10 protein-coding genes are annotated in these 16,350 nt (G+C 61.9%); 3 read left to right on the top strand and 7 right to left on the bottom strand.

The features are described 5' to 3' along the window. Positions 1 to 278: 278 nt before the first annotated feature. Both AB1462_RS08160 and AB1462_RS08155 read right to left on the bottom strand, forming a co-directional pair. Entirely contained in the window at positions 279 to 2,366 is a 2,088-nt protein-coding gene (locus AB1462_RS08160; RefSeq protein WP_367246563.1) for a TonB-dependent receptor, read from the bottom strand. An 82-nt stretch (positions 2,367 to 2,448) separates the two neighbouring features. Then, positions 2,449 to 2,838 carry a DUF2946 family protein gene (locus tag AB1462_RS08155; RefSeq protein ID WP_090404734.1) on the bottom strand — a complete coding sequence of 130 codons (390 nt, stop codon included), beginning with the start codon at positions 2,836 to 2,838 and terminating at the stop codon, positions 2,449 to 2,451. A 276-nt stretch (positions 2,839 to 3,114) separates the two neighbouring features. Here AB1462_RS08155 and AB1462_RS08150 point away from each other — a divergent pair, with 276 nt between their 5' ends. After that, positions 3,115 to 4,446: an ABC transporter substrate-binding protein gene (locus tag AB1462_RS08150; RefSeq protein ID WP_259194106.1), complete on the top strand. Its 1,332-nt coding sequence runs from the start codon at positions 3,115 to 3,117 to the stop codon at positions 4,444 to 4,446. Positions 4,447 to 4,449: 3 nt separating this feature from the next. Here AB1462_RS08150 and AB1462_RS08145 read toward each other — a convergent pair whose 3' ends face one another. From AB1462_RS08145 to AB1462_RS08125, 5 genes are read right to left on the bottom strand one after another with little or no spacing between them, the layout of a single operon-like run. Further along, positions 4,450 to 6,081: an ABC transporter ATP-binding protein gene (locus tag AB1462_RS08145; protein WP_259194105.1), complete on the bottom strand. Its 1,632-nt coding sequence runs from the start codon at positions 6,079 to 6,081 to the stop codon at positions 4,450 to 4,452. Then, entirely contained in the window at positions 6,078 to 6,962 is an 885-nt protein-coding gene (locus tag AB1462_RS08140) for an ABC transporter permease (protein ID WP_367246562.1), read from the bottom strand. The genes AB1462_RS08145 and AB1462_RS08140 overlap by 4 nt, the downstream gene beginning before the upstream one ends. Before the next feature lie 3 nt (positions 6,963 to 6,965). Then, positions 6,966 to 7,916, bottom strand: a complete 951-nt coding sequence (locus tag AB1462_RS08135; protein ID WP_367246561.1) for an ABC transporter permease — start codon at positions 7,914 to 7,916, stop codon at positions 6,966 to 6,968. Then, positions 7,913 to 9,526: an ABC transporter substrate-binding protein gene (locus AB1462_RS08130; RefSeq protein ID WP_090410003.1), complete on the bottom strand. Its 1,614-nt coding sequence runs from the start codon at positions 9,524 to 9,526 to the stop codon at positions 7,913 to 7,915. Before AB1462_RS08130 ends, AB1462_RS08135 begins: the two co-directional genes overlap by 4 nt. A gap of 44 nt (positions 9,527 to 9,570) precedes the next feature. Beyond that, a complete protein-coding gene (locus tag AB1462_RS08125) occupies positions 9,571 to 12,003 on the bottom strand; it encodes a TonB-dependent receptor plug domain-containing protein (protein WP_367246560.1) in 2,433 nt (810 codons plus the stop codon). Positions 12,004 to 12,817: 814 nt separating this feature from the next. Here AB1462_RS08125 and AB1462_RS08120 point away from each other — a divergent pair. Together AB1462_RS08120 and AB1462_RS08115 are read left to right on the top strand one after the other, a co-directional pair. After that, positions 12,818 to 15,715 carry a PAS domain S-box protein gene (locus AB1462_RS08120; RefSeq protein ID WP_367246559.1) on the top strand — a complete coding sequence of 966 codons (2,898 nt, stop codon included), beginning with the start codon at positions 12,818 to 12,820 and terminating at the stop codon, positions 15,713 to 15,715. Continuing rightward, entirely contained in the window at positions 15,715 to 16,344 is a 630-nt protein-coding gene (locus tag AB1462_RS08115) for a response regulator (RefSeq protein ID WP_367246558.1), read from the top strand. Before AB1462_RS08120 ends, AB1462_RS08115 begins: the two co-directional genes overlap by 1 nt. Positions 16,345 to 16,350 lie beyond the last annotated feature (6 nt).

Here is a 16,350-nt window from a genome sequence, read left to right as displayed (position 1 = left end):
ACTCGGCACCTCGCCCAGGCTCGGTGTGCCCGTAATCCGACAGTGATTTGGGGGGCCGCCGCCACGCGCCATCCATGGCGCGGGGCGGCTAAACCGGCATCCCTGCCGGTTTACCCCCCAAATCACTGTCGAATTCCGGCCAGCGTGGTTTAACGGGGCGCCTGAGATCAAGGTCAAGATCAAGATCTAAAGCAAGATCAAGGGCGGCTCGCTTCGCATCGTGGTTAGCGCGACTTTATTGTCGGTCTGATTGTTGGGGCTAGTGTGCTCTCACCCATTCAGAAGTCCAGCGTCACCCCGCTATACAACGCACGTCCGTCGCCGGGGGAGTGCAGCGACGCTTTGGCACCGTCCGGGTCATACCAGGCGTACTCGTAGTAACGGTTGGTGAGGTTTTTCAGTTGCAGGTCGACGCTGAGCGACTTGGTCACCTGGTACGTCGCGCCCAGGTTCATCAATACGTAGCCCCCGTAAGTGCCCTGGGTGTTCTCGCGTTCCAGGTAGTAGTTCGTCTGGCCGTTCATCCAGGCGGTGAGTTGCAGGGCCGGCGTGGCCTTGAAGCTGACGCCGGCGTTGTACAGGTGATGGGGGATGTGGTCGATTTCCTGGCCCTTGCTGTTAGGCAGCGTCGCGCTGGGCTGGAGGATTTTCGAGTACTGCCAGGCGTAGGCCAGCCAGATCTCGGTGCGTTCATTCGGGTGCAGGTTCAACTGCGCGTCGTAACCCCAGCGGCGGGTTTCGCCGACGTTGTCCGACTCGCCGCTGGGGTCATTGAGCCGGCGGCTGACTTCGCCACTGGCTTGCTGTTGCCAATACGCCACACGGCCGTCGATCCAGTCGGCGGGGGTGAATTTGATCCCGGTTTCCCAGCCGTCATTGATGGACGGCGCCAGGTCGGTGTCCCTGGGCGGAATCTTGTAGGCCGCCGCGCCGGTGCCGACCTGGAACGTGCGCCCCCAGTTGGCGTACACGCTGGCCACGTCCCAGGGTGAGTACACCACGCTGAGCTTGGGTTGCCTGATCAGCCCGTAGTCGTTGATGTCGTAATCCAGGCCGGTCATTTCGTTGGTGAAGTTGCCCTGGATCTTGTCGACGCGATACGCCGGGATGATCTTCAACGACTCGAACGGCTTGATCTCGGCCTGCACGTAGGCGCCGTAGGTGTCGAAGTCGAACTGCTGGTCGCGGGTTTGCGCCAGGCGCGTGCGGTTTTGGGTGCGGTAGCGCTCGCTCTGGTTCTGTTGCTGTTGCGTATCGGCGCCGCCCTCCAGGGCGAAGTCATACAACCAACTGACGTGCGGGCGCCAGGTCAGCGAGGTGAGGGCACCGTATTGGGTTTCGTAGGCGTCGCGCTCCTGCTGGGCACTGGTGCGCCAGTACTGGGTCCAGCGCCGGTCATCGAACGTGTTGACGTAGGTTTTCGCCGACCAGGCAAGGGTGTCGGTCAGCTCAGTGTCGAGATGCAGACTGAGCTGGTTCATGCGCCGCGTGCCTTTATCGCCGGCGTTGTAGTTGTTGGTCATGGTCGGATGTCGGCGCGCATCGTCCTCGCTCAAGTAACCGGGCTCCTGAGCCTCGGTTTCGTAGTGACGGGCGATCAGGCCGATGCGGTAGCTGTTGTCGTCCGGGGTGTAGAACCATTTGCCCGACAGCGAGAATTTGTCCGCCTCGGCATGGTCGCGGTAGCCGTCAGCCTTCTGGTAGGCGAAGAAGTAGTTCTGCGTCCAATTGCTGCCCTGGATGCCTTTGGCGAACTGCGTTTCCTGGGTGTTGAAGCTGCCATAACGCAGGCGTGCCCTGGTGTAGTCGCCGCCCGTGCGGGTGAGCATATTGACGTTGCCGGCGATGTTGTTCAGGCCGTAGCGCGCATCGCTCGTGCCGCGCACCACTTCGATACTGTCCAGCTCCAACGGGAAAATCATGTCCATAAACGGCATGTTGCCGTCGTTGCTGTTGCTCGGAATGCCATCGATCAGCAGCTTCACCGCATTCACTTCACCTTCGCCGTTGAAGCCGCGAAACGAGATCTTGCCGGAGGTGGTGCCCTGGTTGAATTCGGTGAGCATCACCCCCGGCGCGCGGCTGAACAGTTCCCAGCTGTAGTTGACCGGCATTTTTTCGAGGATGTCGGCACCCAGAATATCCACCGAGCTGAGCACGCTGGCGGTACTCAACGGGCCGCTGGCGCCACTTGCACCCTGGACCGTGACGGTGCCGAGGGTCAGGGCCGAGTCTTCGCTTTGGCTGGCTTGGGCAAGGGCCAAAGATAACGGGTTGAGGGCGAACAGACCGGCTGAAATCAGCGGCCACAGGCAACGGGACACGGAGTGACGCTGCGCACGCGGCGCAGTCAAGTGAACAGGCATGGACATACTTCCTGATAGCCAAACACTTCAAGGATGTTCCAGCCTCCGCAGTGGAAGGCTGATAACGCAGGGTTCGGGGCGATCAGGCGAGAGGAGAGGCGCGCGGGTTGAGGTCCGGCCAGCGGACCTTGGGTTGCAACGTTGGCAGCAACGGGTTGTCGAGGGCGATATCGGGTGTATAGCGCGGCAGCAGATGCCGGTAATGGCTGGAAGGCAGGGCGGCCAATCCGGCATGACCACAGCAGCAATCGCTGTGCTTCATGGTGCTGGGTGCCGGGGCCGACTGCGATGGGTCGATCAGCTTGGCAAAGCCTGGCGGCAGGGCTTGCGACGCGCCCCCGGAGCAGAATCCGCCCCAGAGCATCAGGCCGATGTCCGGCGTTTGCAGGGCACGGCTCAGCGGCATGGCCAGCATGTTGAGCAACAGGGCCAGGCAGGCGATCCAGGGGCTGACGCGTTTGAACATAGCCATCGAAGCAATCGACGCAAAAGGGCGGGTATTTAGCCGCAGTTCAGGCATGAAGTAAAACGCGCTATTTTGCCGCAGGCCTGGCGATCGAGCGCGGTGTTGGTGGCGCAACAGCGGTTCAATAAAGTGTTCGATTATCCGAGCCGTGCAGGGTGACCGGTACAGCGCAATCCCTTGAATAGGAAGGCTTATGCGCTTGGCATGAATTGTGTTGTGACCCGATTGGCGCTGACCCGACAACGGGAGGGGAAACCTCACCTTTCATAAGAACCCACACACATGCACAACGTCTTGCAACGCACAATCATCGCCAGCCTGCTGGCACTCGGCGCCTTGGGCGGGCCTGTTGCCCAGGCCGCCAACGATCAACAGTTCATCCCGCTCGCCACCTACCGGGTCGGCGCCTATGCTTCCAGCGGCATTCCGTGGTGGGCGGGGGAGATTGATTACTTTCGCTACATCAACGAGGTCGAAGGCGGGGTGAATGGCGTCAAGCTGGTCTGGCAGGAATGCGAGACCGAGTGGAAGACCGACCGCATCATCGAATGCTACGAGCGCTACAAAGGTGGCCTGGACGGCGCGCCCACCGGGTTCTTCTTCACCCACAGCACCCCGGCCTCCTACGCGCTGATGGACCGTGCCGCCGTTGACCACATCCCGCTGATCGACGGCGCCGGCGGGCGTACCGAGTCCACCGATGGCCGCGTATTCCCTTACGCGTTCCCGTTGTTGCTCAACTACTACGGCCAGGCCTCGGTGGGCATCAACTACATCGCCCAGCGCGAAGGCGGCCTGGACAAGCTCAAGGGCAAGAAGATCGTCACCGTCTATCACGACTCCGCCTATGGCCGCGAAACCCAGGCGGCCATGCAGTTGCTGGCGCAAAAATACGGGTTCGATAACATCCAGATCCCCGTGGCCGACCCCGGCAACGAGCAGTCCACCCAATGGCGCCAGGTGCGGCAGATCAACCCGGACTGGGTATTCCTGCGCACCTGGGGCGTGTCCACTCCCGTCGGCATCAAGACCGCCGTGCGCTTTGGCATCCCCGTGGACCGCCTGATCGGTGATGTCTGGGCCGGCTCCGAAGCCGACGTGATTCCCGCCGGCACCGCCGCCAAAGGCTACCAGGCACTGGCGCCGTTCCCCGGTGGCGACAGCTTCGAGATCCATAAAAAGCTCAAGCAGTTCATCCTCGATCCCGGCAAGAGCAACCTCAAGGACCCCAGCTACTTTGGCAAGGTCTACTACAACATTGGCCTGATCAACGCCGCGATTGCCGTCGAAGCGCTGCGCACCGGCCAGGCCAAGTTCGGCAACCGCGCGCTGAACGGCGAGGAAACCCGCTGGGCGTTCGAACACCTGAATATCGACGCTGCACGCCTCAAGGCCATGGGCTTCGAAGGGCTGTTGGCGCCGTTGACATTGTCCTGCGCCGACCACGAAGGCGGCGGTTCCGCCCGGGTGCAGCAGTGGGATGGGCAAAAGTGGGTGCTGGTGACCGACTGGCTGCAAGCCGACCGCGCCACCTTGCGTCCGTTGATCGAAGCCAAGTCCGCCGCGTATGCCCAGGAGAAGGGCATTGTGGCGCGGGATTGCTCGGTGCAGTAAACCTCAGGCGGCGCTTGCCGTGACTTGCCGGCCAGGGATGGCCGCAATCAGTTCGCGAGTGTAGTCGCTGGCCGGCTGGTTGAAGATGTGCGCCACCGAGCCTTGTTCAACCACGCGACCCTTGCGCAGCACCAGCACCGCATGGGCGAAGTTGGCCACCACTGACAGATCGTGGGACACCAGCACATAGGCGATGCCCATCTCCCGTTGCAGCTCTTGCAGCAGGTCAAGGATGCGTGCTTGCACCGACACATCCAGGGCGCTGACCGGTTCATCCAGCAACAGCAGGTCGGGTTTCAACGCCAAGGCCCTGGCGATGGCGACCCGTTGGCACTGGCCGCCCGACAGCTCACGGGGCAGACGATCCAGAAAGCTCACCGGCAGGTGCACGCGGCTGATCAATTCGCGCGCCGCCTGTTCCAGGGCGGCGCCCTTGAGCAAGCCAAACGACACCAGCGGTTCCACGATGCTGTCGAACACCGTGAAGCGCGGGTCCAGCGCGGCGAAGGGGTTTTGTTGCACCAGTTGCAGGCGTTGGCGCAGCGGGCGGAAGTCGCGCCAGCTCAGGTCGGTGACGTCTTGCTGCTCGAACCAGACCCGGCCCTGTGTCGGCTTTTCCAGGCCGAGGGCGATACGCAGCGCAGTGCTCTTGCCCGAGCCGGACTCGCCGACGATGGCCAGGGTCTGACCGGGGTACACCTCCAGGCTCAGATCTTCCAAGGCCACGAAGGTCGACGCCTCGCCCTTGACCTTGGGCAGGGCAAACGTCTTGCCGACGTTGTGCAGGCTCAGGATCGGCTCATGCCCCAGGTCGAGCTGGAGCAACGGTTCACGCCGCTTGGCGAAGGCCGGGGCGGCGGCGATCAGCGCGCGTGTGTAGTCGTGGCTGGGGTGCGCGAGGATCTGCCGTGGCGGACCTTGCTCTACCACTTCACCCTGTTGCATCACCAGGATGCGGTCGGCACGGTCGAGGGCCACGCCCAGGTCGTGGGTAATGATCAGCAGCGAAATGCCGCGCTCCCTGACCAGGCGCTGCAAGTGGTCGAGGATCTTGCGCTGCACGGTCACGTCGAGGGCGCTGGTGGGCTCGTCGGCGATGATCAGGCGTGGGTTGCCGGCCAGGGCGATGGCGATCAGCACGCGCTGGCGCATGCCGCCGGAGAGTTCATGGGGGTACTGGCGTGCGCGCAGAACCGGCTTGTCGATGCCCACCTGTTGCAGCAGCTCGACAATGTCGGCGTCGACAGCGGGGTAGCGTTTGCCCCTGGCGAGTACCAGCGCCTCGGCAATTTGCTGGCCAATGCGCAACGTGGGGTTGAGGCTGACCATCGGGTCCTGGGGCACCAGGCCGATGGTGCGGCCGCGCAAGGCGCGTTTCTGGCGTTCGCTGGCGTGGGTCAGGTTGTTCCCATCTACCCACAGCTCGCCGGCGCTGATCTGCGCATTCTCGGGCAGCAGGCCGAGGATCGCGTTAGCCAGCGTCGATTTGCCCGAGCCGGACTCGCCGACAATCGCCACGGTCTCGCCCTGGGTAAGTGACAATGACAGGCTGCGCACCGCCGGATTGAGCTGGCCGCCGGAGCGGTAGTCGACGCTCAGTTGGCGCACATCGATTAAAAGCGGTTGGGTGCTCATCGCTGGATCTCCTCGAACGTGCGGGCAATATGGTTAAGGCTGAACACCACGGCCACCAGGAACAGGCCGGGCAGCAAGGACACCCACGGTGCAGTGATCAGGAAGTGGCGGCCGTTGGCGATCAAGGTGCCCCATTCCGCCGCCGGTGGTGCAGCGCCGAAACCGAGAAAGCTCAAGCCTGCGGTGGCGAGGATCGCCGCGCCGAAATCCAGGGTTGCCAGCACGGCTACCGGGCCCCAGGCGTTGGGCAGAATGTGTCGCAACAACGTGCGGCCCCAACTGGCACCGCCCAGGCGTGCGGCTTCGACATAGGGCAGGGTTTTCACCCGCAGCACTTCGGCGCGGGTGGTGCGGGCAAAGCCTGGAATGATGCCGATGCCCACGGCAATGGCCACCGGCACCGTACCGAAGCCGATCGCCGTGACAATCGCCAGGGCCAGCAACAGGCCGGGCAGGGCGAGCAGCACATCGACAAAACGCATGATCACCGCATCGAGACGGCCACCGGCAAACCCGGACAAAATGCCCAGCCCCAGCCCGCCCACCAAGGCAATGCCGACGGCCAGGGAGGCGGCCAGAACCGACAGGCTGGCGCCGTAGACCACGCGGGTAAACAGGTCGCGGCCCAGCTCGTCGGTGCCGAACCAGTGGGTCAGGTTGGGGGCGCTGAGTTTGGCGGCGGGCGCGGTGGCGTAAGGGTCGAAACTGCTCAGCAACTGCGGCGTCACGGCGGCGACCAGCGAGAACAGCACCACCAGCACCGCCAGGCTGAACCCCGGCCGGCGCAACAATGGCAGGAGTATCGCCGTTGTGCGTTGCAAGGGGCTGCGGCGGCGCCAGAGGGTTTCGCTGCGGATCAGTTTCCGGGTAAGCGTCGTCATGGTCTAGGACACCTTGGGCGTGTGGGAGATGCGCGGGTCGAGCCAGGGGTAAAGCAGGTCCACCAGCAGGTTCACCAGGACAAATGCCGCCGCCGAAACCGCGACGATGGCCAGCACCAGCGGAATGTCCTGGCGCAACACCGCTTCCTGGGCCAGGCGGCCGATGCCGGCGCGGGCAAAGATGGTTTCCACCAGCACCGCGCCGGACACGGTGTTACCCACCTGCAGGCCGATCAGGGTGAGGATCGGCAGCGCAGCATTCCTGAACCCATGACGGGCCTGCACCTGGCCTCGGCTCAGGCCCTTGGCGTAGGCGGTGACGATATAGGACTCTTTCCACACGCCCTGGAAACTGCGTTGCAGCACCTGGGCGTACACCGCTGCACTGGGAATTGCCAGGGTGATCGCCGGCAGTACCAGGCTTTCAACACCGCGGCTGCCGGTGGCGGGAAACCAGCCCAGGCCAAACGCAAACACCTGGATCAGCAGCAAGCCCATCCAGAACACAGGCACCGAAAAGCCCAGGGACGGCAAGCGCGCCAGCGCCTTTTTCAACGGTTGCCAGCGAATATACGCGGTGAGGTAAGCCAGGCCGATACCGCCGAGCAGCGAGAGCACAATCGCCAGGCCGGCCAGGGACAGCGTCTGGGGAAGGCGTTCGGCGAGCAATTCGGCTACCGGGCGATTGAGCGACAGCGACTGCCCGAAATCACCGTGCAGCGCACCCAGCAGCAGGTCGATATATTGCTCGAACAGGCCTTTATCCAGCCCGTAGTAGGCGCGCGCCTTGGCCAGGTCTTCCACCGACAGGGCATCGGCTTCCATGCCCGACGCACTGAGCATGATCGACAAGGTATCGCCCGGCAGCAGATAGAGGATGAAGTAGGTGATGCTATAGGCACCCCATAGCACCAGCAGCGCCTGGCCGACCCGGCCGATCAGGTAGCGGCTCATGGCGTGCCGACCTCGATGTCACCCAGCAGGGCAAAGCCCTCGGCGGTCCAGCGGAAGTTTTTTACCTTGGGCGATGTCGCGGCCTGCCAGACGCGCTCATACACCGGGAACGCCGAGCCTTCGTCGATCAGCAGGTCTTGCAGGTCGCCGTAGGCTGTCGCGCGTTGTGCGCTTTGCGTGGCGGTGATGCCCGCGTCAAACAGGCCCTTGGCGCGTTCAAGCACGTGCGGCTCAAAGATGTTCGTCGCTACGGTCGAGCTGTTGGCAGTCCGTGGATCAAGGATGGTTTGCAGGATGATCGGATCGGCGCGCGTCATGTAGCTGATCGTCAGGTCGTAGTTGCCGGCGGAGTTGTTGGCGACCCATTCGGCACGCGTGACCACGCTGAGTTTTACCTCAATGCCGACCTTGCGCAGTTGGTCCTGAAGCAGTACATCGCCCGCGGTCTCGGCCTGCATGACGTTGTAGGTCAGGCTCAGGCGCTTACCGTCCTTCTGTCGGTAGCCGTCTGCACCTTTGGTCCAGCCGGCACTGTCCAACAGGTGCTCGGCGCCCGCCGGGTCATAGGCGAGCTTGGCGCCCTGGCTCTTGAAGTAAGGCGTGGTCACATCAAAGATGCCGTCTACCACCGCGAACTCGGCGTTGTAGACGGTGCTCGCGTAGCTCTTGCGGTCGATGGCTTTCTGCACGGCGAGGCGCACCTGTTTATCGGCCAGTACGCGACCGCCACGGGTGTTGGGAAACAGGTTCAGGGAAGGCCCCGGCAGCGAGCGGCTCTGGATCGTCGCGCCCTTGGATTGCAGCAGTTTCAGGTCGACTTCCGAGAACGGGTTGCGTGGCCACAGGATGTCGGCCTTGCCTTGCAGGAACAGGCCGTTGCGCACGCTTTCCTCGGGGATGTAGGTGACGTCCACCGCATCCAGGTGTGCTTCGCCCTGGTTTTTCATATTCGCCGACGCCCAGGCGTAACCCTTGCGCTTGGTCAGGTGCGCGCCGACTTCCGGGGTGTAGCTGGCCAATACGAACGGGCCGGTACCGATGATCTTGCCGAGCGAACGCTCCTTGACGCTCAGCAAGTAGGAGGCCGGCGCGAGGATGGCCAGGTTGGTGGTGGAAGTCGCCTGCAGGAAGCCCGCGTTGGGCTGGGCGAGTACCAGCTTGACGGTAAATTCATCGAGCACTTCGGCGTGATCAAAGCCCGCCAGGTACGTCGCGCCGAAGGTGGCCGGCAACTCGGTAGCCAGCGCCTTGTTGCTGTCGAAGGCGGTTTTGACGGCCTTGGCATCGAAGCGCTCGCCGTTGCTGAAGGTGACGTTGTCGCGCAGGTGGAAGGTGTAGGTCAATGCGTCGTCGCTGATTTCCCAGCTTTTCGCCAGCCAGGGAATGATCTTGCCGGTTTCCGGGTCCTGGTCGGTGAGGGACTCGGCGATATTGCGCAGCAGCACCCGGTGTTCGAGCCAATAGACCTGGAACGGGTCGACGCTGACCAGGATGGTGTTGTCGCCAAAGAAGGCGATGTTCAGGGTCTTGCCGGCCTGGCTGTCACTGCCCGAAGGCGAGCAGGCGGCCAGGCTGAATGCCAGGACGCAAGGGGCCAATAGACGGCTCATCAAGTTGGAGGTGTTCAATGGGATGCCCTCGTATGGCGATTGGCTTAGAAGTCGTAGGCCAGCTTGGTGTACCAGTAGCCGCCGCCGGGGTAGAACGGCGGGTTACCGTAGGGCGCCAGGCCCAGGTTGCTGTAGACGGCGTGCCGGTCGGGGCGCACGTCGAAGATGTTGGTACCGCCGATGCTGACGGTGATCTGGTCGACGAAGGTGTAGCTGACGTCCAGGTCGGTGATCCATTTCGCACCGAAACTGCGGTCGCCGGTGGGGTTGACCGCCAGGGTCTTGACCGCACCGTAGCGGCTGGTTTGCAGGTTCACTGCCAGGTCCTCGACCTTCCAGTTGGCGCCCAGGATCCATTTGGTCTTGGGCGAGGCTTGCGTGAGATCGCCTTCGCGGTCGCGGCCCACCAGGGTGACGCCGGAGTTGGCCAGCGCACTCGGGGTGTCCCGGGTGCCTTCGATGGTGGTCTTGTTCCAGTTGAAACCCAGGCTCCAGCGCACATCGCCCCAGGCATCCAGCGGTGTGGTGTGGTCGGCGACCACGTCCAGGCCACGGGTGCGGGTATCGAACGCGTTGGTGTAGTAGTTGACCCAGGTGCCCGAGGGCACGCCTTGGGCAGTGAGGATGCCGTTGATCACGCCGTTGCCCTGGTCGTAGATATTGCTGGTCAGGGCGATGCGGTCGTCGATGTCGATGAGATAAGCGTCGGCGGTGATGCTGGTGCGCGGTGCCGGCTGCCAGGTCAGGCCCAGCCCGAGGTTGCGCGACTTCTCCGGTTTGAGGTCATCGCCGCCCAAGGCCTTGGCCAGGTTGCTGCCCGACGGGGTCAGGCGGGTGACGGCAGGCACCACGTTGCCGTTCACATCGGTAGCCACTCGGTTGTCGGCCACGGTGTAGCCGATCTGGGTCAGGGACGGCGCACGGAAGCCGGTGCCGACGGTGCCGCGCACGGCCACGTTGTCGGTCAGTTCGTAGCGCGAATTCACTTTGAGGCCGAAGGTGTTGCCCGAGTCGTCATCGTAATGTTCGATCCGCCCGGCAACGTCGAGAAACCAGCGCTCGGTCAGGTCAAAGCCCAGGTCCAGGTAGCCGGCGTAGTTGTTGCGGATCAGGCTGACCTCATCCTCCGGGCGAATCGTCACCGCCGCCTGCGCGCCCGATGCCGCCGGGTAGGTGCCGGTGATATAGGCCTCGGGGTCTGCGGCGAAGGTGCTGAAATGTTCCCAGCGATGCTCCAGGCCGGCCGACACCTGCACCGGCGAGGTCAGGTTGAACAGGCTGTCGTAGCGGCGGGTGACGTCCAGGTTATTCACCCACTGTTCGAAGCGGAAGGTGGCCAGGTTGTCGAACCTGGTCGGCGAGGCGGTGCCCAGGGACGGGTTGATATTCAGGTCGCTGGAATGGTGGACGTTGTTGCGTCCGTAGGTGGTGCTCAGGTCCCAGTTCCACTCGGCCGCTTGGCCCTTGCCGCCGAACAGCAGCTGGTAGTCGCGGTCCTTGATGTTGTTCAGCGGGTAGTAGCCGTCGGGGAACACCTCGGGCACGGCGGCTCGGCCGGTCGGCAGGCGGAAGTAGTTGGCGGCCTCGGCATCGCGCTCGCCGTAGGTGGAGAACGAGTAGAGCGTCAGGTCTTCCAGGGGCAGTTCGGCGTTGTAGGCGAGGTTGAAGGCCTTCAGGTCGGGGTCGCCGTTCTTGATGGCCACACGGTCCCAGGCCGCTTCCTTGGCGGGGTCGTTGAAGGCGCGCACGCTGCTGTCGGCCTTGTCGTTCCACGCGGCTTCGCCGCGTTTGCGCGCGTCTGCGGAGAGGTGGAAAAAGCCGCCGTCGCCGAGCGTGAAACCCTGGTCGCCGGCCACCTTGATCGTTTCACCCTGGCCGGAAAACAACTGGCCGTAACTGGTTTCCAGGTGCCCGCCGCTGTTGCCGGTCTTGAGGATGATATTGATCACCCCGGCCACCGCATCGGAGCCGTACTGGGCAGCCGCGCTGTCTTTAAGCACCTCGATGTGGTCCACCGAACTGACCGGGATCAGGTCGATGTCCACCGCATTGGCGCCGCTGTTGTCGATCGACCCGCGCTGGCCGGTGGCGCCGTTGTGCCGGCGTTTGCCGTTGACCAGCACCAGGGTATAGGCCGGGCCGAGGCTGCGGTTGCTCAACGGCCGCGTCACCGAGTTGTAGCCGGCGATATTGGTGCCGAAGTTGAAGGATGGCAGCAGCTTGGCAATCGCCTCGGACAACTCGGCGCGCCCGGTCTTGAGCAACTGCTCGCTGTTGATCACATCAATCGGCGCCGGGCTGTCGGCCACGGTGCGCTCCTGGCCACGCAGGCCGGTGGAGATCACGGTGACGGTGCCGAGCTGGGCATCACCGCTGGAGGCCTCGGTGAAGGAGGGCGCGGTGGCGAGCAGCAGGGAGCTGGTCAGCAGGGACAGGTGAAACTTGTTGAGGGGGAGCGGGGCGGCGAGGTCTGGCATGTCGAGATCGGTCCATTTAGCCTGAGGCAGGCTCCTGGTGGTCGGGGGTACGTCCTCCGCCAGGCATGGGGTCGGTCTGTGAAGTGAAGATATTCCTATAAAAAACCCGAGGGAAAGTCTTTTTTGGAATAAGCTAATTATTAAACATTGTCATTATGCGATTTTTTAAGATCATATATTTTTATTATGTTGTGCGCTTCATGCTCGGTTTTACGCTTGATTTCAAGGCGTCGGCTATTGCGCTGTCCGCTGGTGACGAGTCGGACAGCGGGGCGTTGGCGGGGTGGCTGCCTGACCGGCATTGTGATTGCGGGCCAAGGGGTTGCAATGCCATAACCCATGGGCCATGTCACACCCCACGTGCATCTATCGTTATTGAGCATGTTTCGTATAAAAGACCGGTCGATATTAATCGTGTGTGTCCAGCATCTTTAGATAACTCAAGGATGAATAATCCGGCGTTCAGTATTCGATGCTTCTTGCCAACTAGTTGTTGCGCCGTGTAGCCCGAAATAGAGGCTGCAAGGCAATCTTGCCTTCGAAAGAATGAGGCGTGGCGTTCATTGGGCTTATAAACTTTGGTATGGCTGGCGCAGGTCGTAAATGAGGCTACGATAGGCTACAGAGGCGCTGGTTTGGATATCCGTATGGAGGTGTTTTTGTGAGCCTTGCTTGGGGGGTGCATTCAAATGACCGGTTCAGGGAACGTATTCGTCGGGTAATTCAATTTTCAGTCATCGAACCTAAAAGCCTTTTGAAGTGTTTACGCCGGCTTATGGCCTGATCGTAAGCGTCGACCGATGCAGGAGTAGTAATGGCGGACAAGGAAGTGCTGCAAACCCTTGAGGGCGTGCTTGCCTGCCTTTCGGGTGCGGTTGTTGTCCTGGATCGATCTGCCCGGGTCGTCGTGCAGAGCCCTGCGTTCTCGGTGTTGCAGCGTCAGCATGGGGTACCTGCTGATGCCGCAGCCGAGTTTCTCTCCCTGCTGCGCCCTGAAGACTACGGGCTTTTTTATGCGGCGCTTGAAAAGGCCGATGGAAAATCCCGAGTGTCTTTCGAGGCGACGACGAGGGAAGCGAGCCGGTTGGGTGTATCGATAACGCCGTGGCGCGACGACTATTTTATTGCTGAGATTACCCCTGGTGTGGAACTCCCGGCTTCTCATGCCAATGCCGAGCGCTTTTCCGAGATCCCCCTTAAATCGATTTTCGATTCGTCCGGTACCGGCTTGGCGCTGGTCGCGCTTGACGGTCGCTGGCTGCGGGCCAATAACGTGATTTGCACGCTGCTGGGCTACAGCGAAGCGCAGCTGAAAAATACAACATTCATGGCATTGACCCACCCCGAGGACCGCGAGGTGGGCAAGCAGTTGATCGAAGAGTTGAAGGGCGGTGCACGGCAGGGCGCCACGTTGCATAAACGCTACATTCACCACGACGGTCAGGTTGTCTGGGTACGTTTGACCGTAGGGCTGGTGCGGGACGACCAGGGGCAACCGATTTGTTTTGTCTCCCAACTGGAAGACATCACCGAGAACTGGCAGCTTCGTGAAACCTTGCTGGGCAGCGAGCTCAAATTCCTCACCCTTGCGGAAAATTCACCCAACATCATTGTTCGTTACGATCGCAACCTGTTGCGTACGTACGTCAACCCGACGTTTCTGCACTTGACTGGCATGTCTTATGACGAGGCGATAGGCGCCAGCCCCACGCAGGAGTCCGGCCATTACCTGAGTCAACTGCGTCACGTGGCCTCCACAGGCGAGACGGCTCAATTCCTGAATAGCTGGGTGGTCGCGCCCAGTGGTGATTATGTGAGTTGTGTGGTCAGCCTGATGGCCGAGCGCAGCCCTTCAGGTGAGGTGGCGGGGGTGCTGGCGCTGGCCCACGACATCACTGAGTTGCGTAAGCAGCAAGTGCTTGAAGATGCGCGTCTGCGCATATTCGAAAGCATGGCCACGGGGGCTTCTTTAGATGAAACGCTGGCGTTGCTGGTGGGCTACCTTCAACTGGCCTTGCCCCACCGTTCCTGTGGCGTCGCGCTTGCAGAGCCAAAAAGTTTCGGGTCGTCGGCACGCAAGTCTTCGCCAGTGACGCTTGCAGAAGGCCTTCCTTCATTCTGGTCCGAGCCCATCGTGGATAACCAGGGGCACATCCTGGGGGCTTTCGAGTTGTCTCAGTCGCCCGATTCTCTGCCGGACGAGAGCGACCTGCTGCGTGTGCGCCAGACCTGTCACATTGCGGCCATTGCCATTGAACGCTGGCGGTCCGAATCGTTACTTCGGGAACGCGAGCGCCGTTACCGGGATATTTCCGACCATACCTTGGATATGCTCTGCCTGCTGGAGGTTACGCCACTTGGCGGCCTGCGGTGTGTCGAGGTCAATCCGGCGTTATCACAGGCGCTCGGAAAACCTCATGTGGATGTCATCGGAGAGGCTCTGGAGTCGATATTTGGTCGGTTGAATGCGGGGAAAATTCAGGCGCTTTACGAACAATGCATGGCCGTTGGGCGGGTGGTTGAGTCAGAGGAAGGGATGGTGCTTCGCAGTGAAGTGCGCAACCTGCACTTTACCTTGGTGCCGGTGGCCGATTCGGGGCGTGCGGGCCAGCGAGTCTTGGTGATCTGTCGCGATGTGACCCTGTTGACCAGGGCTCGGCAGAAAGAACTGGAGCGCCAGCACGACATCAACGCACTGGTAGAAAACAGCCCGGACGCCGTCGCGCGCTTGAGTGCTCGCGGGGAGGTGCTCTACGTCAATGCGCAGTTGAGAAAGTGGGTCGGCGGGGCCTGGCCGGAGCTGATAGGCATGCCCATGGATAAGGTCGCGCCCCTGAACGCCCAGGCCCAGCTTTTTCGAGAGTTGGTGGCCCAGGTGATTCAGCAGAATAAAGCCACGGAGCAAGAGTTTTTATTGTCAGGTTTGAAAAACGCGCCCAAGGTGGTGTTGATCCATTTTGTCCCAGAGCTCGACGGCCAGCGCGTCGTCAGTGTACTGGCCGTGGGGCGCGACATTTCCAAGCTGCGCGCTGCGGAACGGCGCCTGGCCAATTCCAATGCCCAGTTACGCGACCTGTCGACCCGCCGGGAAACGGCGCGGGAAGAGGAACGCAAGCTGATCGCCAGGGAGATCCATGACGAACTGGGCCAGCATCTGACGGCACTGCGCATGGGCATCTCGCTGTTGAGGTTTCAGTTCGGTGCCGATACGCCTGAACTTACCCCTCAGGTCGAGCGGTTGATGGCGCTGACCGATAAGACGATCCAGGTGGTGCGTGATGTCTCCACCAGCCTGCGCCCGTCCGCGTTGAACCTGGGGCTGGTGTCCGGTCTTGAATGGCTGACCGCCGAATTCGTCACCGTGACCCGGGTTCCCTGCGTGTTGCACTTGCCTTTAATTCCCTTGACCCTTCCGGATACCCACGTTACCGCCGCATTTCGCATCGTGCAGGAGTCGTTGACCAATATCGCTCGCTATGCCGAGGCGACACAGGTCAGCGTGACCCTGACCCCGCAGGAAACGCACTGGTTGCTGGAGGTCCAGGATAACGGCAAGGGGTTTGACCCCGATGCCGTCGGCCGCAAGACCTTGGGCTTGGCGGGCATGCGTGAGCGCGGCCTGATGCTGGGCGGCAAAGTGATCATTTTCAGCCATCCCGGACAGGGCACGACTGTCCAGGCGTTCATTCCGATGCACAAGGATATGTATTGATGATTCGCATGCTGATCGCCGATGACCACACCATCATGCGCGAAGGACTCAAGCAGTTGTTCACCCTGGTCGCCGACGTGCAGGTCGTGGCCGAAGCCGAGAGTGGAACGCAACTGATCGAACTGTTGCGTCAGGTCGAAATCGACCTGTTGCTGCTCGACATGAATATGCCGGGTATCAGCGGCGAGATTCTGATTGCCCGGCTGCATACCCAGTACCCGAACCTGCCGATTCTGGTGTTGAGCATGCATAACGAAATCCATATCGCGCAACGGGCATTACGTGCCGGTGCGCTCGGCTACCTCACCAAGGACCGCGATCCCGAAACCCTGTTGGTCGCGATCCGTCGAGTGGTCAGCGGTCAACGTTACCTGGACCCTGGGCTGGCAGAACAGATCGCGTTGCAAAGCAGCGGTTTGAAGCAGCAGACCTTTGTCGAAAGCTTGTCCGATCGCGAGTTCCAGATCCTGCGTTTGCTGGCGCACGGCATGAGCGTCAACCAGATCGCCGAGCAGTTGGTCATCAGCAACAAGACGGTCAGTACCCACAAGACTCGGCTGATGGAAAAGATGGGGTTTGCCTCCACCGCCGACATTGTGCGCTTTGCCATGACCCTGGGTATTTCGTAATGAGCG

The organism is Pseudomonas sp. SB113, assembly GCF_040754745.1.
Lineage (GTDB): Bacteria > Pseudomonadota > Gammaproteobacteria > Pseudomonadales > Pseudomonadaceae > Aquipseudomonas > Aquipseudomonas grimontii.
The sequence above is the reverse complement of the archived record's forward strand: the minus strand, read 5'-3'. Positions and strand labels throughout refer to the sequence as shown.

Coding starts and splice junctions, on each gene's coding strand:
- AB1462_RS08160 (WP_367246563.1), bottom strand. CDS start 2,366: ATGCCTGTTCACTTGACTGCGCCGCGTGCGCAGCGTCACTCCGTGTCC.
- AB1462_RS08155 (WP_090404734.1), bottom strand. CDS start 2,838: ATGGCTATGTTCAAACGCGTCAGCCCCTGGATCGCCTGCCTGGCCCTG.
- AB1462_RS08150 (WP_259194106.1), top strand. CDS start 3,115: ATGCACAACGTCTTGCAACGCACAATCATCGCCAGCCTGCTGGCACTC.
- AB1462_RS08145 (WP_259194105.1), bottom strand. CDS start 6,081: ATGAGCACCCAACCGCTTTTAATCGATGTGCGCCAACTGAGCGTCGAC.
- AB1462_RS08140 (WP_367246562.1), bottom strand. CDS start 6,962: ATGACGACGCTTACCCGGAAACTGATCCGCAGCGAAACCCTCTGGCGC.
- AB1462_RS08135 (WP_367246561.1), bottom strand. CDS start 7,916: ATGAGCCGCTACCTGATCGGCCGGGTCGGCCAGGCGCTGCTGGTGCTA.
- AB1462_RS08130 (WP_090410003.1), bottom strand. CDS start 9,526: ATGAGCCGTCTATTGGCCCCTTGCGTCCTGGCATTCAGCCTGGCCGCC.
- AB1462_RS08125 (WP_367246560.1), bottom strand. CDS start 12,003: ATGCCAGACCTCGCCGCCCCGCTCCCCCTCAACAAGTTTCACCTGTCC.
- AB1462_RS08120 (WP_367246559.1), top strand. CDS start 12,818: ATGGCGGACAAGGAAGTGCTGCAAACCCTTGAGGGCGTGCTTGCCTGC.
- AB1462_RS08115 (WP_367246558.1), top strand. CDS start 15,715: ATGATTCGCATGCTGATCGCCGATGACCACACCATCATGCGCGAAGGA.